The organism is Candidatus Dormiibacterota bacterium, assembly GCA_036495095.1.
Classification (GTDB): Bacteria; Chloroflexota; Dormibacteria; order Aeolococcales; family Aeolococcaceae; genus CF-96.
Genome location: DASXNK010000191.1, coordinates 1 through 18420, shown reverse-complemented (window position 1 = coordinate 18420; position 18420 = coordinate 1). Strand labels below are relative to the sequence as shown.

The following is an 18420-nucleotide window of genomic DNA, read 5'->3' as shown; positions in this document are numbered from 1 at the left end:
GGCGCCGGCTCAGCCCCCGGCGCGCACCTCGAGGGCGGCGCGCAGCTGCTCCACCTCGGTGGTGGGGGCGTCGCAGACGAAGCCGCGGCAGACGTACGCGGTCGCCCGGCCGTCGACCGGCGGACGGTCGGCGAGCAGCGGGACGCCGTCGGCCTCGCCCCAGGCCAGCACCCGCCAGGGATGCCAGGCGCCGAGCACCGCACGGACCATCTCGAGGGTGTCCGGGGCGGCGGGGTCACCGGCGACGGCCACCTCGCGGGTGTCGGCGAGGGCGAGGTCGAGCGCCCAGGCGAGGTTGCCCAGCCCGACCGGGGCGCGGCCGATGGCGGCGGCGAGCGGCGCCACGGTGCGCTCGGCGACCTCGCGCCAGCGCGACTCGCCGCTGAGCAGCGCCAGCCGCAGCAGCGCCAGCGCCGCGGTCGAGCGGCCCGCCGGCACCGCGTTGTCGTCGAGGGTGCGGGGGCGGACCAGCAGCGGGTCGCCGTCCACCGCGGTGTCGTAGAAGCCGGCGGAGGGCTCGTGGTAGCGCTCCACCATGCCGCCGGCGAGCTCTCGGGCGCTCGCATACCAGCGCGGCTCGCCGGTCACCTCGTAGAGGGTGAGGAGGGCGTCGACCAGGGTGGCGACGTCCTCGAGGAACCCGGTGATCTTGGCCGCGCCGTCCTTCCAGGTGCGGAGCACGACGCCGTCGCGCACCAGCTGGTCGAGGAGGAAGCCGCCGAGCTCGCGGGCGGCGTCGACGTAGTCGGGGCGGTCGAGGGCGCCGCCGACCTCGGCGAGGGCGCGCAGCATCATCGCGTTCCAGGAGGTGACCACCTTGTCGTCGCGCCCGGGGTGCACCCGCTGCTCGCGGGCCTCGTACAGCCGGGCGCGGATCCCGTCCACCAGCTCGCGCATCGCGGCGGCGTCGAGGTCGAGGGTGACCGCGACCTGCTCGAGCGGGAAGGGCAGCGAGAGCACGGTGGCGCCGTGCTCGAAGTTGCCGCCGGGGACGACGCCGAAGATCCGCGCCGCCAGGGCCCCGTCCTCGTCGCCGAGCACCTCGCGGAGCTGTGCCGGCGTCCAGACGAAGAACCTCCCCTCCTCGCCGTCGCTGTCGGCGTCCTGGGAGGAGGCGAACCCGCCCCCGGGCAGGCGCATCTCGCGGAGCGCGTAGTCGACCACCTCGGTGGTCACCCGCCGCCACCGCTCCTCGCCGGTGAGCTGCCAGGCATGGAGGTACACCGGCGCCAGCTGGGCGTTGTCGTAGAGCATCTTCTCGAAGTGGGGCACCGCCCACTGACCGTCGACCGAGTAGCGGTGGAAGCCGCCGCCGACCTGGTCGTAGATCCCGCCCCGGGCCATCCGGTCGAGGGTCACCGAGGCCGCCTGCCAGAGGCCGGCGTCGCCACCGGCGCGGTGGCGGCGCAGCAGCAGGTCGAGGGCGGCGGCGTGGGGGAACTTCGGCGCCCGGCCGAAGCCGCCGTATCGCGGGTCGGTGTCCTCCACCAGCTTGCGGCAGGCCTCGTCGAGCGGCGCCGCGCTCAGCTCGCCCTCGGGCAGCCGGGGCGGCGCCAGCGCCTGGCGGAGCTGGGTGCCGGTCTGGTCGACCGCCTCGGGCTGCTCGCGGTAGGCCTGGGCGACGGCACGCAGGATGCTGGGGAAGCCGCGCATCTGCATCCGGTCCTCGGGCGGGAAGTAGGTGCCGCCGTAGAACGGGACGCCGCGCGGGGTGAGGAAGACCGTCATCGGCCAGCCGCCCTGGCCGGTGAGCGCGACCACCGCCTGCATGTAGATGCCGTCGACGTCGGGCCGCTCCTCGCGATCCACCTTGATGCTCACGAAGAGCTCGTTCTGCACCGCCGCGATCTCGGGGTTCTCGAAGGACTCGTGGGCCATCACGTGGCACCAGTGGCAGGCGCTGTAGCCGACGCTCAGCAGCACCGGCTTGTCGAGCCGCCGGGCCTCCTCGAAGGCCTCGTCGCACCAGGGCCACCAGTCGACCGGGTTGTCCCGGTGCTGGAGCAGGTAGGGGCTGGTCTCTCCGGCGAGGCGGTTCGGCATGGGGCCCACGCTAGCCGATGCGTCCCCCGGAACGAGAAAACGGGGCCGGGCACCGCTGTCGCGTGTGCCCGGCCCCGTCTCCCCAGCGGGTGACCGGTCCTCACTCCCCGGAGGGCTGTGGCCACCATGAGAGACGACGCCGGGGGCGAGAACCTTGCGGTCTTCCCCCAACCGGCCTCAGGCCTGGCCGGAGGAGGGCGAGGCCGGGCTGGGCGGCGAGCCCTTGGGGTGGCCGGCGCCGTGATGGTGTCCGCGGCCGGAGCCGGTGCCGGTGCCGCCGTGGTGACCCGCGGCGGGGCCCTTCGTCCCCGAGGGGGGCGGCGGCGGCGTCAGGGGGAGCGGGGTCGGAGGCGCCGGCAGCGACCGCACCGGCAGGTGGATCGGCATCGATGCCAGCAGCGCGGGGAGGGGCGCCGAGGTCCAGGCCGGCGACGGCGCCGGCACCGCCGGGGGTGCGAGGGCGACGGCGCCGGCCACCGCCGGTCCGTCGGTCCGAGTGCCGTCCGGGAGGGTGCGCAGCAGCAGCCAGCCGGGGGCGAGCCCCGCGGTGGGCGCGCCGGCCGAGGGCGAGCCGAGCAGCTGCCTGCCGAAGGCCGCCGCGGGGACGGTCAGCGGCATCGCGGCCGGCGGTCCCGCCGGCGGCGAGGCCAGCGAGGCGCCCGCGAGGCCGGCGAGTGCCGCCGCGCCGAGGGCGATGCCGAGCGGATGTCTCATGGTGCTGCACGCCGTCGTGGCCGGGGCGCTGGGTGCGTCTCGCGGGAGGCCACACCAGGGGAACGCGCCGGGGGCGGCAAAGCTTTCGGTGCTTTCGTTGCGTTTGCGAAGCTACCGCGCGTTCACCGCCGCGCCGCCCGCGCCAGCGCCGCCACCGCCGCGAGGGTGGTCAGGCCGGCGAGGACGGCGACCCCGAGCCAGCGCGCCAGCAGCGCCGCGGGCCGGTACACCGGGGGCGCCGGGAAGCTCTGCAGGTGGTGGACCCAGAGCCCGTCCCGGGTTCCCGCGTAGACCGCCCGGGTGGCGGCGTCGGTGGTGAGGGTGAGCACGCCGGTGGGCAGGCCCGGGGCGGCCCGGACCCAGTCGTCGCCGCCGTCGGTGGTGATCAGCACCGCGTCACCGTCGGTGGCCAGGTAGACCGCGGGGGTGAGCGGGCTGGTCTCGAAGGCGGCCAGGCCGGTCACCGCCGGCGGCCCGGCGATCAGGCTCTGGGGGAGGAGGAGCAGCGACCTGCCCCAGCCCCCCGCCGGGGTGCGCCGCCAGACGGTGCCGTCGGCGGCCACCGCCACCACCACCCCGGGATCCGCCGCAGGGGCCACCAGGAGCCGCGCGGAGGCGCCGAGGTCGGGGCTGCCGGGATCGACCGCCGCCGCCCCCAGGTCGGGCCGGAGGACGTGGCCGCCGCGCAGCAGCCAGCGCGGCGAACCCGGCACGCCGGCGGCGCCGGGATGGCCGAGCGGGCGCCCGCAGACCGCCGGACCGCTGCTCCCGGGCAGCGCCAGGCAGCGGAGGCGGCCGCCGGCGAGCACCAGCAGCCCGGTCGCCCCGGGCACCACCGCGGTGACCGCCTCTCCGCGCAGGCCCACCGGCACCCACCAGGGCTCGGCCGCCGAGGGGGCCGAGGCCGAGGGGGCGGCGGCGAGCAGTCCCAGCGCCAGCGGCACCGCGGTGAGCGCCCGCCGCCGGCGCTCACTGGCCATAGAGGCCGGGGATGACGGCGACGGCGACGCCGACCTCGAGGGCGGAGTGGATGGCGATCGCCGGCCACAGCGAGCCGGTCCAGCGGGTGAGCGCGCCCAGCACCAGGCCGAGCACGACGGTGACCGGGACCAGCGCCGCGGCCGGCCCCTCGTAGAGCACCGCGATGTGGGCGAGGCCGAAGAGCAGCGCCTGGGCCAGGTTCGCCGCCGCCGGGCGCATGGTGCGCTCCAGGACGCCGAGCAGCAGCCCGCGGAACTGCAGCTCCTGGGCGGCGGCCTGGAGCACGTAGGCGGGCCCGAGCAGGGGCAGGTCGCGGCGCACCGCCGCCACCGGGATGCCGAGCCGGCCCAGCGGCTCGGCGGGCAGCGCCAGGGCGATGCCCACCACCGCGGCGACGCCGAGGACGGCCACGGCGAGGGCGAGTGGCCGGGCGGTGAGCAGCCGCAGCCGCGGCCGCCACCGCGCCGGCAGCCGGCGCACCGCCACCGCGGCGATCGCCAGGGTGGCGGCGACGTAGACCCCGTCGGCGCCGAGCACCTCGGCGTCGAAGGAGATCCGGCCGCCGAGGAGCAGCCCGAGCGCGCGCGGGGTGGCCGACCAGAGGCAGTAGGGCAGGACCACCGCGGCCACCGCCAGGAGGACGCCGCGCATCTCGGCGAGCCGTGCCCAGGCCATGGCCACACCGGCGAGCACCAGCGCGACCGCCGCCAGGCGGGCGTCGAAGGGATCCACGCCCACCGGATCGGTGTCGAAGAGCCGGGGGCCGAGGAGCACCGCCGCCAGCGACGCCGCGGCGATCACGAGCGCGAGCAGCGGCCGGCGCCAGGCCGCTCCGTCCGGGGGGGAGGGGACGCCGGGCCCGGCGAGGCGACGCTCCATCACCCGCTGTATACCGGGCGGGCGACCCCGTGCGCCGCACTTCCGGTAGCCTTACCGGCCGCGATGAGCGTGACGATTCTGGTCGGCGGCCAGTGGGGTGACGAGGGGAAGGGGAAGGTCATCGACCTCCTCGCCGACGGCGTCGAGATGGTGGTCCGCTCCCAGGGGGGGAACAACGCCGGCCACACCGTGGTCAGCGGGGGACGCGAGTTCCGCTTCCAGCTCATCCCCAGCGGCATCCTCTACCCCCAGGTCACCTGCGTGATCGGCCACGGCATGGTGGTCGACCCCGGGGCCTTCCTCCGCGAGCTCGACACCCTCCGCGGCCAGGGCATCAGCACCGACAACCTCTTCATCAGTGACCGGGCCCACATGGTGATGCCCTATCACCCCGCCCTGGACAAGCTCGGCGAGCACCAGCGCGGCGACGACCGGCTCGGCACCACGGCCCGCGGCATCGGTCCCACCTACGAGGACAAGGTGCGCCGGATCGGCTTCCGCATCGGCGACCTCCAGAAGCCGAAGTTCATGGAGAAGAAGCTCCGTTTCGTGCTCCGGCTCAAGAACGAGGCGCTCACCAGGCTCTACGGCGTCGACCCCTTCGACGAGCAGGCGATCCTCGACGAGTACATGCAGTACGGCGAGCTGCTCGACCGCCACATCCGCGACATCTACCCGATCGTCCACGGCGCCATCGCCCGCGGCGACCGCATCCTCCTCGAGGGCGCCCAGGGGGTGATGCTCGACATCGACCTGGGCACCTACCCCTACGTCACCTCCTCGGCGCCGACCGCGGGCGGGGCCTGCACCGGCAGCGGCATCCCCCCCTCGCGGATCTCGAAGACGATCGGGGTCTTCAAGGCGTACACCACCCGGGTGGGCTACGGTCCCTTCCCGACCGAGCTCCACGACGGCCTCGGCGACCGCATCCGCGAGGTCGGGGCCGAGTTCGGCACCGTCACCGGGCGGGCGCGGCGGGTGGGCTGGTTCGACGCCGCGGTGGCCCGCTACGCGGTGAACACCAACGGCGTGGACGCGATGTTCGTCACCAAGCTGGACGTTCTCGACAACGTCGACCCGATCAGGATCTGCACCGGCTACCTCAGCAAGGGCGAGGCCTGGGACCACCCCATGGCCAACATCTCCCACCTCAAGCACCTCGAGGGGGTGTACGAGGAGATGCCCGGCTGGCGGTCGCCGACCCGCGACTGCCGGCGGCTGGAGGACCTGCCCGCCGCGGCCCGCGCCTACATCACCCGTCTCGGCGAGGTGAGCGGCGCGCCGGTGGAGGGGGTCTCGGTCGGGCCCGACCGTGAGCACACCATCGTCCTCGGGCCGCTGATCCCATAGCCTGGATCCTGAGTCTTCCCCCTGAGGTCAACCGCTATCCTCGACACGGTGATCACCGCTGCCCGCCGGGCGGCCGCCGCCGTCCTCGTCGCCCTCGTCGCCCTCGTGGTGGCGGGCACGTCACCGGCGATCGCCGCCGACTGGGGCAGGGTGGGGGTGCTCCCCGGGCTGGGCGGCGCGAGGATCTGGTCGGTCGCCTTCAACCCCGCTCTCCCCGCCACCGCGCTCGCCGCCACCGACGCGGGGGTCTACCGCACCACCGACGGCGGCCAGACCTGGAGGGCCACGCCGGTCCACGGCTCCCGGGTCTGGGTGGTCGGCTTCGACGTCCGCCCGGCGCACACCGCCTACGCGGGGCTGGCCGGCGGCGGGGTGCAGCGCAGCGACGACGGCGGCGCCACCTGGCGCGAGGTCTCGGCCGGCCTTCCCGACCGCAACGTGCGCGCCGTGGCCTTCGGGCTCGGTGGCCTCGCGGTGGGCACCAGCAACGGCGTGGCGGTGAGCGTCGACGGCACCACCTGGCGCCCCGCCGGCCTCGACGGCTTCGACGTGAGCGCGGTCGCGGTGGCCGCCAACTCCCCGCAGTTCACCCTGGTCGCCGGCACCGACGGCGGCCCGGGCGCCGGCTTCCTCTTCCGCAACGCCGGCCCCGGCCCCGCCTGGGAGCCGCTCGCCCAGGGCCTCCCCGCGACCGCGACGGTGTCGTCGCTCGGCGCCGGGCCGCTCCCCCAGTCGGCCCAGTTCCGGCCCCTGGTGGTGGCCACCAACAAGGGCACCTACCACAGCATCGACGGCGGCACCACCTGGACCCCGAGCGGCGGGATCGCCGAGCAGCTCTCGGTGACCACCGTCGGCTTCAGCCAGCTCGATCCCAACCTCGTCTACGCGGGCAGCGACGCCGGCGGGAGCAGCGGCGGCACCATCCTCCGCTCCACCGACGGGGGGGGCAGCTTCGTCCCCGCCGACAAGGGGCTGCCCGCCGACCGCCACTCGGTCTCCTCGATCGCCGTCGCCCCCGCCCAGCCGCCGCTGGTGATGATCGCGGTGGTGCCGCCTCAGGGCGGCGCCGCGCTGTACAGCCAGATCGACGACACCGTCCCGCCCCCGGCGGCGGTGACCGGCGAGAAGGGCACCGCGCCGGTCAGCTCGGCCGCACTGCCCCGTCCGGCCGCCACCCCGAAGCCGGTGGCGATCGAGCCCCTGGTCCCCGAGCAGTCGGGCCCGGCGCGGCTCGTCGGGGCGATCTTCCACTGGCCCTTCCCGCTGGCCGTCGAGGTGCTGGCGGCGCTCGGCGCCGTCGCGGTCGGGCTGCGCCGCCGGCAGCGGCGGCTGGACGTGGACGGTCCCCCGTGAGCACCGACCAGTTCGCCTCCGTCGCCGACTGCATCGCCCGTCTCGACACCGCCGACTACCTGATCGATCCCGACGCCGCCACCGTCACCTACCTGGCCACCCGCATGGAGAAGCCGCTGCTGGTCGAGGGGCCGGCGGGGGTGGGCAAGACCGAGCTCGCCCGGGCGCTCTCCCGCGCGCTCGACCGCGAGCTGGTCCGGCTGCAGTGCTACGAGGGGCTCGACGAGGCCAAGGCGCTCTACGAGTGGGAGTACGCGAAGCAGCTGCTCTACACCCAGATCCTCCGCGACAAGATCGGTGAGGCGGTCGGCGACGCCGCCACCCTGGCGGAGGCGGTCGAGCGCATCGCCGTCCAGGACGACGTCTTCTTCAGCGACCGGTTCCTGCTCCCCCGCCCGCTGCTGAAGGCGATCCTCAGTGAGAAGCCGGTGGTGCTCCTCATCGACGAGATCGACAAGGGCGACGCCGAGTTCGAGGCCTTCCTCCTCGAGATGCTCGGCGACTACCAGGTCACCGTCCCCGAGCTGGGCACGCTGACCGCCCGCACCCGGCCGGTGACGGTGCTGACCAGCAACGCCCAGCGCGAGCTGAGCGACGCCCTGCGGCGGCGCTGCCTCCACCTCCACCTCGACTTCCCCTGCGCCGAGCGGGAGCGCGACATCATCCGCCGCCGGGTCCCCGAGGCCTCCGCCGAGCTGGCCCGGCAGGTCGCCCACGCAATGGCGAAGCTGCGGACCCTGGGCCTGCGCAAGCTCCCCAGCATCTCCGAGTCGATCGACTGGGCACGCGCCCTGGTGCTGCTCAACGCCGAGACCCTGGACCCGGCGGTGGTCTCCGAGACCCTCTCGCTGGTGCTGAAGTACGAGGGCGACGTGCGCAAGGGACGCGAGTCGCTCCACGCGCTGCTCAACTAGCGGACGCGCGGTGGACGAGCACATCCTCCAGTTCGTGGCGGCGCTGCGGGCCGCCGGGGTGCGGGTGTCGCCGCCGGAGGCCGCCGAGGCGCTGGTGGCCGCGGGCACGGTCGAGCTCGACGACCGCCGCACCTTCCGCGCCGCGCTGCGCGGCACCCTGGTGAAGCGGAGCATCGACCTCGAGCTCTTCGAGCAGCTCTTCGACCTCTACTTCTCCCCCTACGGCAGCCGCGGCGGCGTGCTGCCCACCGTCGAGCCCCCGGACGACCTTCCCCCGCTGCCGCCCGAGGCGCTCGACGCCCTCGGGGGCGAGCTCCAGGCGCTGCTCGACCGGCTGATGGACATGGGCGACCTCGAGCTGGCCCTGATGGTCCGCGAGGCCGCCCGCGAGGCGATCGCCGGCCTGGAGTCGCTGCTGCAACGGGGGATGGCTGGCCGCTCCATCCTCGAGGCGCTGGGGGCGGGCTCGGGCGCGGACGCCGCCCTCGACCGCTTCCAGGCGGCGCTGCGGGCGGCGGGCCTGGACGAGGGCGCGGCGCGCGCCTGGCGGGAGCGGATGCGCCAGCAGATCGACCGCCTGCGGGCCACGGTGCGCGGCACCGTCGACGCCGAGTTCGAGCGGATCGACGCCCAGCGCCGCCGCGAGCGGCTGCGCAGCGACCTCGGCCGCGCCCCGCTGGGCGCGTTCTCGCCGCGCGAGTCGGCGGAGATGGCACGGCTGGTCGAGCGGCTGGGACGCAAGCTCGACTCCCTGCCCGAGCTGCGCCGCCGCCCCCGGCGCCGCGGTGCCCTCGACATGCAGCGGACCTGGCGCGCCAACCTGCAGTCGGGCGGGGTGCCCTTCCGGCTGCGCTGGGAGAAGCCGCCGCAGCACAGGCCCCAGGTGGCCGCGCTCTGCGACATCAGCAACTCGATGCAGACGACGGTGCGGTTCATGCTCCACTTCCTCTACCGGCTCCAGGACCGCTTCAGCCGGGTGCGCACCTTCGTCTTCGTCAGCGGCACGGTCGAGGTGACGGGGGAGTTCGCCGAGGCCGACGCCGCCACCGCGATCGACCGGGCGATGCAGCCCCGGGACATCGCCTGGTACTCGTCGACGAACTACGGTCGCAGCCTGGAGAGCTTCGCCACCGAGTACCCGGACGCGGTCACCCCGCGCACCATCCTGCTGGTGCTCGGCGACGGCCGTGGCAACTACACCCCGCCCCGCGCCGAGGTGCTCGGCAGCCTGCGGGCGCGGGCGCGGCGGGTGGTGTGGTTCAACCCCGAGGCGAGGCTGAGCTGGGGGCTCGGCGACTCGTCGATGCCCGCGTACGTGCCCCACTGCACCCAGGTGGCGGAGGTGCGCAACGTCGTCCAGCTGGAGGCGGCGATCGACGCCATGGTCGCGCCCCCCGGGAGATAGCAGATGCCCGACACCTCCGCCCGCCTCGACGAGCTCGGCATCGAGCTGCCCGAGCCGCCGGCCGCGCTCGGCGCCTACGTGCCCTACCTGGTCGCCGGCGATCTCCTGTACACCAGCGGGGTGCTGCCCCTCGCCCACGGCGAGCTGCGCTGCGCCGGGGTGGTCGGCGCCGACGTCGGCGTCGAGGCGGCCGCGGCCGGGGCCCGGCTCTGCGCCCTCAACCTGCTCGCCCTGATGCGCGCCGCCACCGGCTCGCTCGACGCCGTCCGCCAGGTGCTCCGCCTCGAGGGATACGTGCGCAGCGCCCCGGGCTTCACCGCCCAGCCGGCGGTGCTCAACGGGGCCTCCGAGCTGATGGTGGCGGTGCTCGGCGAGCGCGGCCGGCACACCCGCGCCGCCGTCGGCGTCGCCGAGCTGCCCCTGGGGGCGGCGGTCGAGATCAGCGCCGTGGTGCGCATCGACCTCGATCCTGTGCGCGGCGGCTGAGGCGGCCGCCTCAGCGACGCGGCGTATCCTCAGCGGCAGGGTGATCGCCAGCACCGTCCTCCACCTCAGCTACCCGCTCGCCTTCGCGGCGGGCATGGTGTCCTTCCTGTCGCCCTGCGTCTTTCCGCTGGCGCCCGCGTATCTCGCCTACCTCGGCAGCCGCGCCGGTGAGCCCACCCCGGCGCAGCCGGTGGCCGGGGAGGGGCCGGGAGCGGCGGTGGCGGTGGCGGTCCGCCCCGGCGCGGTGGCCACCCGGGTGCCGGTGCTCGCCAACGGCGCCGCCTTCGTGGCCGGCTTCAGCGCCGTGTTCATCGGCCTCTACTACGTGCTCCGGGCCCTCGACGTCACCGTGCTGGCGACCCACCAGCGGGCGGTCGACATCGTCGCCGGCAGCATCGTGATCGTCCTGGCGCTCCAGACCCTGGGGGTGCTGCGCATCGGCGCGCTGATGCGCGAGGTGCGCATCCACCGGCTGCCCGAACGGGGCGGGCTGCTCGGCGGCCTGCTGCTCGGTGTCACCTTCGCCGCCGGCTGGACGCCCTGCATCGGGCCCCAGCTCAGCGCCATCCTCAGCGTCGCCCAGGACGGCCGTTTCGACGGCCTGCCGGTGATGGTCGCCTACTGCCTGGGGCTGGCGGTGCCCTTCATGCTGCTGGCCGCGCTCACCGACCGGCTGCAGGGGCCGATCCGCGCCGTCAACCGGCACCTCGGCATCGTCAACCTCGTCGGCGGGGCGCTGCTGCTGGTCTTCGGGGTGCTGCTGCTCGCCGACCGCTTCTCGGTGTTCAGCCACTTCGCCGTGCAGTCGCCCTTCGACCTGTGAGCGCCGCCGTCCCGGTCCCCGCCCGCACCCTCGACCTGCGCGGCGTCGGCTGCCCGCTGAACTACGTGAAGACCCGCGTCGCCCTCGACAAGGTCGACCCGGGACAGTGCGTGGAGGTCTGGCTCGATCACGGCGAGCCCGAGGAGAACGTCCCCCGCTCCTGCGAGGAGGACGGCTTCCCGGTGCTCGTCCTCGAGGAGTCGGCCGGGGGCTACGTGCGGGTGGTGGTCGCCCGCCCGCAGTAGCCCCCGCCGGTTCGAACGTCTACTCGCTGCGCCGCCGCCTCCGGCCCGCGATCAGCGCCGCGGCGCCCGCGGTGGTCAGCAGCAGCCCGGCGCCGAAGGGAACCTCGGAGCCGGTGTTGGGAACGCCGGTCAGAGGAGCCGACGCGGACGCGGCCTTGGTGGCGCTGCCGGTGGCCGGCAGCGGCGCGGCGGGGGGCACGGCGACGCCGCCCGTCCCGGAGGTCGCGCAGGTGTCGTCGGTGTCCTTGGCGTCCTTGTCGTCGTCCGGCTTGTCCTTGTCGTCGTCCGCCTTGTCCTTGTCGTCGTCGGGCTTGTCCTTGTCGCCGTCCTTGTCGGAGTCGGCGTCCTTGTCCTTGACGTCGCCCGACGTGTCGGCGGCGTCCTTCTCGGCGGGCGCGGCCTGGTCGGTCACCGCGGCCGGCTTCGCCTGGTCGGTGGTGACGTCCGGCTTCGCCTTGTCGGCGTCGTCCTTGTCGCATTCGGTGGACGTCGCCGCCGGCGCGGCGACGACCGACGATCCCTGAGGCGAGTCCGCCGCGGTGGCGGCGCGGGCGGAGTGGACCCCGCTGTGCCCCATGAGCGCCCCTCCGCCCAGGCTGAGGGCGACGGCGAGAGCGCGAACTGCGGTCAACATCCTTCTACGATGGCTCATGGAACACCTCGCGGCGAAATAAGAATGAGTGCATCAATGCAACCTCTCGTGGGCGTGATCCTACCATCCTTGATCCCACGTCTGCACAGACTGAGGAGACCCGTGAGTGTGACGCGTTCTGGTGGGGTCGCGCTACCGGGTTGACACGGGGAGACGCACGACCACCCGCGTCCAGCGGTTCTCCTCGCTCTCGATCGAGACCTCGCCGCCCTGGGCGCGGACCAGCCCCTGCACGATGCTGAGGCCGAGCCCGCTGCCGCCCTCCTCGCGCGCCCGGGTCTTCTCGCCCCGGTAGAAGCGCTCGAAGAGATGGGGGAGGTCGGCCGCCGAGATGCCCGGCCCCTCGTCGAGGACGCTGAACCGCGCCTGCCCGTCGTCGGCCTCGGTCGACCACACCTGCCGCGCCCCGGGGGCGTACTTGCAGGCGTTGACCAGCAGGTTGCGGGCCACGGTGATCACCGCGCCGCGGTCGGCGGTGACCATCACCGGCGGGCTGGCGAAGCGCCGCTCGAGCGTCCCCGGCATCCCCGGCACCCCCTCGTCGAGCACCCCGGCGAGAACCTCGTTGAGGTCGAGCCGCTCCGGGCTGGTGGCCGGCTGGGCGTCGATCCGGGCCAGGGTGAGCAGATCGAGGACCAGCATCCGCATCCGCTCCGACTCCCGCGCCATCGCCGACAGTGCGGCCTCCAGCGACTCGGGGTCGCGGGAGACGCCGCGCCGGAGCACGTCGATGTACCCCTTGAGCGCGGTCAGCGGGGTGCGCAGCTCGTGGGACGCGTCGGCGATGAACCGCCGGGTCCGCGCCTCCGACTCGGCCTGGGCGGCGAAGGCCACCTCGATGCGGTCGGCCATGTCGTCGAAGGCGCGCGCCAGGGTGCCCACCTCGTCGCCGCGCTCGGGCAGCCGGCTGCGGGCGCGGAGGTCACCGGCGGCGAGCTTCCCCGCGGTGTCGGTGACCCGGTGGAGCGGCCCCAGGGCGCGCTCGGTGAGCCAGAGCCCGGCGAGCAGGGCGAGGAGGAGCACCGCGCCGCCGCCGAGCAGCAGCGCGTCGCGGTCGGAGGTGAGCACATCGTCGATCGTCGCCATCGGGGTGCCCAGCTGGGCGGCGAGACAGGCCCGGGTGGTTCGGGTCGCGCTCGCGTGCACCGGGAAGGCGACCACCAGCTGTCCCTGGCCGACGGCGTCGTCGATCACCTGGGCGGCGGACTGGCTGCCGCTCAGGGCGCGGGTCAGCTCCGTCGAGGAGAGCCGGGGGAGGGCGGCGAGGCTGGCCGGCGAGTGGGTCCCGATGACGTTGAGGTTGGCGTCGTAGACGGCGATGGAGATGCTCTGGCCGGAGACGATCGAGGTGCGATTGGCGAGGAAGGTGGCCACCCGTGCGACCACCGCGGCGGGGATCGAGGCACAGTTCTGGCCGCCCACCACAGCCTTGATCTCGGCCGAGGTGGGCGTCGCCGGCGCCGCCGGGGCGCCGGCGCCGGGACTTGGCGAGGGCGTCGCCGCCGGGGTGCGCCGCGCCCGGGGGAGCACCGGCCGCACCCCGTTGCCGCTGACGAGGTCGCTGACCGCCCCCTGCAGGTCGCCGCGCAGGTCCGCCACCCGGGTGCTCACCAGGCTGCGCTGCAGGGATGCGTACTGGAAGCCGGCGAGGGCGGCGAGGAGCAGGGCGAGCAGCGCGACATAGGTGAGCGTCAGCCGCCAGCGCAGCGAGCCCAGGGCACGGCGGAGCCTGCCCGGCGAGGCCGTCGGCTCAGACCTCCGCCACCGCGTCCACCTCGGTGCGGAGCCGGTAGCCGACTCCGCGCACCGTCTGGATGCGCTGGTGCTGGGGGTCGACGAGCTTCTGCCGCAGATAGCGCACGTAGACCTCCACGTTGTTCTCGTCGCCGAAGAAGTTGTAGCCCCAGACCTCGTCGAGGATGCGCTGGCGGGGCAGCACCTGGTCGGCGTTGAGGGCGAGGAAGTGGAGCAGGTCGAACTCGCGGACGCTGAGCTCGATGAGCCGCTCGCCGAGCCGCACCTCCCGGGTGGCGGTGTCGATGCTGAGCTCGCCGGCGCGCACCACCCGGGCGAGGTCGGGCAGGCGGCGGCGGAGCACGGCGCGCACCCGGGCGAGCAGCTCGCCGAACTCGAACGGCTTGACCAGGTAGTCGTCGGCGCCCAGCTCCAGCCCCTGGATGCGGTCGGTGGTCTCGTCCCGGGCGCTGAGGATGATCAGCCCGCGGTTGCGGTCGCCGGCGAGGGCCCGGCAGAGCTCCCAGCCGTCCATGCGGGGCATCATCAGGTCGAGCACCACGATCTGGGGCTTGAAGTCGTCGACGACCCGGAGCGCGGCCCGGCCGTCGGGCGCGGTGCGGACGTCGAAGCCCTCGTGGCGCAGTCCCAGCGCGATGAAGTCGGTGATGCTCGGCTCGTCGTCGACGACGAGCACGCGGGGTCCGGTCATGGTCAGCCGAGTATATGGACGCTCGGAGCCGCTCAGACCCTCCCGGGAGCGGTTCTCAACGAGCTCTCAGCCGGCGGTCGGCGGGCGGTTGACGCTCACCGATGCGCTGCGGAGGCGCTCGCCCTCGCGCCAGCGCACCGTGATGACGTCGCCCTCACGTCGCCACCGGGCCCGCTCCAGAGCGGTGGCCTCGGCGCCGGCCCGCTCGGCGATCGCGGTGCGGAAGCGCTCGGGGAGCCGGGCCCAGCCTCCGCGGGCGCCGCGGCGGGGCAGGCCGGTGCGGAACACCGTCCAGCAGGCGTCCGGGGCGGTCACCACCACGGCGTCGGCCTGGCCGCTCTCGAGCAGCTCGAGGCCGTATGCGGCCTCGCCCTCCCAGGGCATCCAGACCAGCGCCCGCTCCTCCGCCACCCACCACGCGAACGGCTCCTCGCCGGGCTGATGGGGCATCCGCGCCGGGCGGTGGTGGGCGGCGGCGACGCGCAGCGCCACCGCGCCGAGCCGCTCCCGGGCGGCGGGGTCGCCGCGGAGCATCCCCGCGGTGGTCGAAGCCTGGCCCATGTCCCGGGCCGCGGTCGCCGGGTAGGCGTGCCGCACCAGCCCGAGCGAGCCGTCGCGCACCTGGTCGGCCGCGCCGGCGCCGAGCCAGTCGTCCCAGGGCAGGTCGACCGCGGCGGAGAGCAGCGCCTCGCCGGGCAGGGCGCTGCCGTGGCGGGCGGCGACGGGGGCGGCGGGCTCCTCGTCGGATTCGGGGAGGCGAAAGCCGGTCATCCGCCGGGTAGGGTAGCGAGGTGTGAACCCGTGATCGACAGGGCATACCCATCGGCGTCAGCGCCGCTGCCCGCTCGGAGGTCCCGCCGGTGTCCAGCGTCCCCACCCCGGAGGAGGCGATCGCCGCCGCCCGCCAGGCCGGCCTGCGCCACGTCGACGACTCCGGGCCGGGCATCCGCAGGGAGCGGCGCGGGGACGGGTTCGTCCACCTCGATCCCGAGGGGCGGCAGGTCACCGACACCGAGACGCTGCTGCGGATCAGGCACCTCGCCATCCCCCCGGCCTGGACCGACGTCTGGATCTGCCCGAGCGAGCGGGGTCACATCCAGGCCACCGGCCGCGACGCCCGCCGGCGCAAGGTGTACCGCTATCACGACCGCTGGCGCGAGGTGCGCGACGCCCACAAGTACGAGCACACCATCGCCTTCGCGCGGGCGCTGCCGCGGATCCGCCGGCGGGTCGCCCGCGACATGGCGCGCGCCGGCCTGCCCCGGGAGAAGGTGGTGGCCTGCGCGGTGCGGCTGCTCGAGACCACCCTGATCCGGGTCGGCAACGACGAGTACGCTCGCCAGAACCAGCACTACGGGCTCACCACGCTGCGCGAGGAGCACGCCCAGATCCGGGGGTCGACGGTGCGCTTCGTGTTCCGCGGCAAGAGCGGGGTCGACCACAGCGTCGGCGTCTCCGACCGGCGCCTCGCCCGGGTGCTGCGCCGCTGCCAGGAGCTGCCCGGCCAGCGCCTGCTCGAGTACGTCGACGGCGACGGCAACGTCCGCGGCATCCACTCCCAGGACGTCAACGAGTACCTGCGCGAGGCCGGCGGTGGCGAGTACACCGCCAAGGACTTCCGCACCTGGGCGGGGACGGTGCTCGCCGCCCAGGCCCTCCGCGAGTTCGAGCGCTTCGACTCCCAGGCGCAGGCGAAGCGCAACCTGCTCAGCGCCATCGACACCGTCGCCGCGCGGCTCGGCAACACCCGGGCGGTGTGCCGCACGTGCTACATCCACCCTGCGGTCGTCGAGTCGTACATGGACGGCTCGCTGGCGCAGCTGCTCGAGGCGCGGGCGGCCGCCGAGATCCGCAACAGCCTCCACCGCCTCTCCCCGGAGGAGGCGGCGGTGCTCGGGGTGCTCCAGCAGCGGCTGAGCCGCGAGGGCAGGAGGCGCCGGCGGGCCGCCTGAGACCGGCGTGTATCCTCCGGCGGATGGCGAGACAGGTGTCCCTCTCCGCGCGCGCCCTCCGACCCGGCCCGCTGGCCGCTCTCGCCCTTCTCTATCTCGTGCTGGTGAGCGCGGTGATGATCTGGCGCGGCATCTCGGTCTCCCCCGACTACCTGCTCCTGCTGCTGGTCCCGGTCGCGGTGGTGAGCCGCCGGCTGCTCCGCTTCGCCGCCGACTGGGTTCCGTTCGTGGCCATCCTCCTCGGCTGGGAGGCGATGCGCGGGATCGCCCCCCGCACCGGCATCCCCCCGCTGATCTCCGAGCTCGCCGGCGCCGACCGGTGGCTGGGCGGCGGCCGGCTGCCCACCGCCACCCTCCAGCAGGCCCTCGCGCCCCTCGGCGAGGTCGTCGACGACGCCGCCACCGTGGTCTACTTCTGCCACTTCCTGGTGCCCATCGGGGTCGGCCTGGTGCTCTGGCTGGTCGACCGCCGCATCTTCCTCCGCTTCGTCACCGCGCTCATGGGGCTCGCCTTCGCCTGCTTCGTCGTCTACCTGCTGGTGCCGACCGCGCCGCCCTGGTACGCCCAGGACCACGGCATGGCGTGCTGCTTCCGCCGCGTCATCGGCACCACCCTGCCGAGCGCGGTGAGCCCCTACTACCAGTCGCTCAACCCCAACCCGGTGGCCGCCTTCCCGTCGCTCCACGCCGCCTTCCCGATGCTCGCGCTGCTGGCGCTCCGCGCCCTCGACCGCCGGCTGGTGTGGCCCGCGCTCGCCTGGTGCCTGATGGTCTGGGTCAGCATCGTCTACCTCGGTGAGCACTACCTCGTCGACGCCCTCGCCGGGATCGGCAGCGCGGCGCTCGCGTGGACGGTGATGACCCGCCTGGTGGCCCCGCGGGTGGGGGCGCTGCGCGAGGCCAGGGTGGGGGCCGGTGGCTGAGCCGCGGGATGGCCGGGTGCGCCTGGCGCCGGGCCTCTCCGCGGCCGAGGTGCACGCCCACACCACCGCGAGCGACGGCATGGTCTCGCCCGAGGAGCTGGTCGCCGCCGCCGCCGCCGCCGGCATCGCGGTGCTCTGCGTCACCGACCACGACACCATGGCGTCCACCGCGAGGGCGGTCGAGGCCGGCGCCGGACACGGCCTCGAGGTGGTGCCCGGCGAGGAGGTGACCACCGCAGCGCCGGCGAGCGTCCACGTGGTCGGGCTCTGGCTGGAGCGCCCGGTGCGGATGGGGATGAGCGTCGAGGACACCGTCGACGCCATCCACGACCAGGGCGGGGTGGCGGTGCTGCCCCACCCGTTCATGCCCACGTACTTCGCCTCGATCACCGCCCGGCGGACGCTGCGCCTGCTCGAGCACCGCACCGTCGACGGCATCGAGATCCGCCACACCGCGCCGATGACGGGCCGCGCCCAGTCGCAGCTCGACGGCTTCTACGCCCAGCACCGCGAGCGCCTCGGCGCCGCCCTCGGCGCCGGCGACAGCCACTTCGGCCGCCACGACCTCGGCAGGATGCTGACCGCGTTCCCCGGCCGCACCGGCGCCGACCTGCGCCGCGCCATCGCCGGCCGCACCACCTCGCCGATGCGCGGCATCAGCCCCCAGCCCCCCTCCCTGCTGCTCCGCCTCGCCCAGCAGCGACGCTCCCTGCTCTGGCTTCCGCGCGAGCGCCGCGCCGGACGGGTGGGCCGCGGCGAGGGACCGGCGGCCGCCTCCCGCCGCTGATCGGATGCCCCGGCCGGCGGCGCTACAATCGGTCCCCCGGCAGCGTGCCCGCTTAGCTCAGTTGGTAGAGCAGGGGACTCTTAATCCCTTTGTCGCAGGTTCGAGTCCTGCAGCGGGTACCAAGTTTTCGAATACGGATCGGGCGGTCGGGGGGCGCGGGGTGGGTTGCCTGCTGGGCCGCCTGACCACCAATCTGACCACCAACAGCAGCCTCAGCGGTCCGAAGGCCACGTGAGACCGTCTCCGCGTCGCGGGCGCTTCGAGCGCTGGCGGCGCGTGGGCACGACCGGCACGTTCCCATGCATCTGATCGGAGACCCCGACCCCTGGTCGTGGGGCACCACCGAGGGAGGGGGCATCGACTTCCTGGTGTGGACGCTCCTCCACGACGGCCTACGCGTGCCGCCGTTCGACCAGCATCCGGACGGGAACGGTGACCTGCGCGCGGCAGGCATGGACGCCGCCGGT

General features: G+C 74.8%; 18 protein-coding genes and 1 tRNA gene. 11 read left to right on the top strand and 8 right to left on the bottom strand.

Annotated features, from left to right (window positions below; genetic code table 11):
* Positions 1–9: 9 nt before the first annotated feature.
* The 4 genes from VGL20_18725 to VGL20_18710 all read right to left on the bottom strand — a co-directional run bounded on the left by VGL20_18725 (position 10) and on the right by VGL20_18710 (position 4617).
* Positions 10–2043 (bottom strand): thioredoxin domain-containing protein, encoded by a 2034-nt coding sequence (locus VGL20_18725; protein HEY2705719.1) that lies wholly within the window; start codon positions 2041–2043, stop codon positions 10–12.
* A gap of 177 nt (positions 2044–2220) precedes the next feature.
* A complete protein-coding gene (locus VGL20_18720) occupies positions 2221–2757 on the bottom strand; it encodes a hypothetical protein (GenBank protein ID HEY2705718.1) in 537 nt (178 codons plus the stop codon).
* Positions 2758–2879: 122 nt separating this feature from the next.
* Complete coding sequence (locus tag VGL20_18715; protein HEY2705717.1) at positions 2880–3737, bottom strand: hypothetical protein; 858 nt, start codon at positions 3735–3737, stop codon at positions 2880–2882.
* Positions 3727–4617, bottom strand: a complete 891-nt coding sequence (locus VGL20_18710) for a CPBP family intramembrane glutamic endopeptidase (protein ID HEY2705716.1) — start codon at positions 4615–4617, stop codon at positions 3727–3729. Before VGL20_18710 ends, VGL20_18715 begins: the two co-directional genes overlap by 11 nt.
* A gap of 63 nt (positions 4618–4680) precedes the next feature.
* Between VGL20_18710 and VGL20_18705 the strand changes: the two genes are divergently transcribed.
* The 7 genes from VGL20_18705 to VGL20_18675 are packed head-to-tail and all read left to right on the top strand — an operon-like array spanning position 4681 to position 11193.
* A complete protein-coding gene (locus VGL20_18705) occupies positions 4681–5967 on the top strand; it encodes an adenylosuccinate synthase (GenBank protein HEY2705715.1) in 1287 nt (428 codons plus the stop codon).
* Positions 5968–6015: 48 nt separating this feature from the next.
* The gene (locus VGL20_18700; protein ID HEY2705714.1) at positions 6016–7320 is read left to right on the top strand and encodes a hypothetical protein; all 1305 of its coding nucleotides are present in this window, start codon (positions 6016–6018) and stop codon (positions 7318–7320) included.
* Positions 7317–8234 carry a MoxR family ATPase gene (locus VGL20_18695; protein HEY2705713.1) on the top strand — a complete coding sequence of 306 codons (918 nt, stop codon included), beginning with the start codon at positions 7317–7319 and terminating at the stop codon, positions 8232–8234. Before VGL20_18700 ends, VGL20_18695 begins: the two co-directional genes overlap by 4 nt.
* A 10-nt stretch (positions 8235–8244) precedes the next feature.
* On the top strand, positions 8245–9639 hold the full coding sequence (locus VGL20_18690) for a VWA domain-containing protein (protein HEY2705712.1): 1395 nt from the start codon (positions 8245–8247) through the stop codon (positions 9637–9639).
* 3 nt (positions 9640–9642) lie between these two features.
* A complete protein-coding gene (locus VGL20_18685; protein HEY2705711.1) occupies positions 9643–10125 on the top strand; it encodes a RidA family protein in 483 nt (160 codons plus the stop codon).
* A 40-nt stretch (positions 10126–10165) separates the two neighbouring features.
* Entirely contained in the window at positions 10166–10948 is a 783-nt protein-coding gene (locus tag VGL20_18680; protein ID HEY2705710.1) for a cytochrome c biogenesis protein CcdA, read from the top strand.
* Entirely contained in the window at positions 10945–11193 is a 249-nt protein-coding gene (locus VGL20_18675) for a sulfurtransferase TusA family protein (GenBank protein ID HEY2705709.1), read from the top strand. Before VGL20_18680 ends, VGL20_18675 begins: the two co-directional genes overlap by 4 nt.
* 19 nt (positions 11194–11212) lie before the next feature.
* On the opposite strand, the gene VGL20_18670 is transcribed toward VGL20_18675, so the two are convergent.
* The 4 genes from VGL20_18670 to VGL20_18655 all read right to left on the bottom strand — a co-directional run bounded on the left by VGL20_18670 (position 11213) and on the right by VGL20_18655 (position 15062).
* On the bottom strand, positions 11213–11824 hold the full coding sequence (locus VGL20_18670; protein HEY2705708.1) for a hypothetical protein: 612 nt from the start codon (positions 11822–11824) through the stop codon (positions 11213–11215).
* 153 nt (positions 11825–11977) lie between these two features.
* Entirely contained in the window at positions 11978–13456 is a 1479-nt protein-coding gene (locus tag VGL20_18665) for a HAMP domain-containing sensor histidine kinase (protein HEY2705707.1), read from the bottom strand.
* A 139-nt stretch (positions 13457–13595) separates the two neighbouring features.
* Positions 13596–14291, bottom strand: a complete 696-nt coding sequence (locus VGL20_18660; protein ID HEY2705706.1) for a response regulator transcription factor — start codon at positions 14289–14291, stop codon at positions 13596–13598.
* Positions 14292–14357: 66 nt separating this feature from the next.
* Positions 14358–15062 (bottom strand): hypothetical protein, encoded by a 705-nt coding sequence (locus VGL20_18655; protein HEY2705705.1) that lies wholly within the window; start codon positions 15060–15062, stop codon positions 14358–14360.
* Positions 15063–15151: 89 nt separating this feature from the next.
* Here VGL20_18655 and VGL20_18650 point away from each other — a divergent pair, with 89 nt between their 5' ends.
* The 4 genes from VGL20_18650 to VGL20_18635 all read left to right on the top strand — a co-directional run bounded on the left by VGL20_18650 (position 15152) and on the right by VGL20_18635 (position 18075).
* Complete coding sequence (locus VGL20_18650; protein HEY2705704.1) at positions 15152–16243, top strand: DNA topoisomerase IB; 1092 nt, start codon at positions 15152–15154, stop codon at positions 16241–16243.
* Between the two features lie 23 nt (positions 16244–16266).
* Positions 16267–17166 (top strand): phosphatase PAP2 family protein, encoded by a 900-nt coding sequence (locus VGL20_18645; protein HEY2705703.1) that lies wholly within the window; start codon positions 16267–16269, stop codon positions 17164–17166.
* Entirely contained in the window at positions 17159–17953 is a 795-nt protein-coding gene (locus tag VGL20_18640; protein HEY2705702.1) for a PHP domain-containing protein, read from the top strand. Before VGL20_18645 ends, VGL20_18640 begins: the two co-directional genes overlap by 8 nt.
* A gap of 46 nt (positions 17954–17999) precedes the next feature.
* A tRNA-Lys gene (locus VGL20_18635) sits at positions 18000–18075 on the top strand.
* Positions 18076–18420: the final 345 nt, after the last annotated feature.

What these genes read in the sequence shown, in the direction of transcription:
- VGL20_18725 (HEY2705719.1), bottom strand. Translation starts at nt 2,043, where the DNA reads ATGCCGAACCGCCTCGCCGGAGAGACCAGCCCCTACCTGCTCCAGCAC.
- VGL20_18720 (HEY2705718.1), bottom strand. Translation starts at nt 2,757, where the DNA reads ATGAGACATCCGCTCGGCATCGCCCTCGGCGCGGCGGCACTCGCCGGC.
- VGL20_18715 (HEY2705717.1), bottom strand. Translation starts at nt 3,737, where the DNA reads ATGGCCAGTGAGCGCCGGCGGCGGGCGCTCACCGCGGTGCCGCTGGCG.
- VGL20_18710 (HEY2705716.1), bottom strand. Translation starts at nt 4,617, where the DNA reads ATGGAGCGTCGCCTCGCCGGGCCCGGCGTCCCCTCCCCCCCGGACGGA.
- VGL20_18705 (HEY2705715.1), top strand. Translation starts at nt 4,681, where the DNA reads ATGAGCGTGACGATTCTGGTCGGCGGCCAGTGGGGTGACGAGGGGAAG.
- VGL20_18685 (HEY2705711.1), top strand. Translation starts at nt 9,643, where the DNA reads ATGCCCGACACCTCCGCCCGCCTCGACGAGCTCGGCATCGAGCTGCCC.
- VGL20_18660 (HEY2705706.1), bottom strand. Translation starts at nt 14,291, where the DNA reads ATGACCGGACCCCGCGTGCTCGTCGTCGACGACGAGCCGAGCATCACC.
- VGL20_18655 (HEY2705705.1), bottom strand. Translation starts at nt 15,062, where the DNA reads ATGACCGGCTTTCGCCTCCCCGAATCCGACGAGGAGCCCGCCGCCCCC.
- VGL20_18645 (HEY2705703.1), top strand. Translation starts at nt 16,267, where the DNA reads ATGGCGAGACAGGTGTCCCTCTCCGCGCGCGCCCTCCGACCCGGCCCG.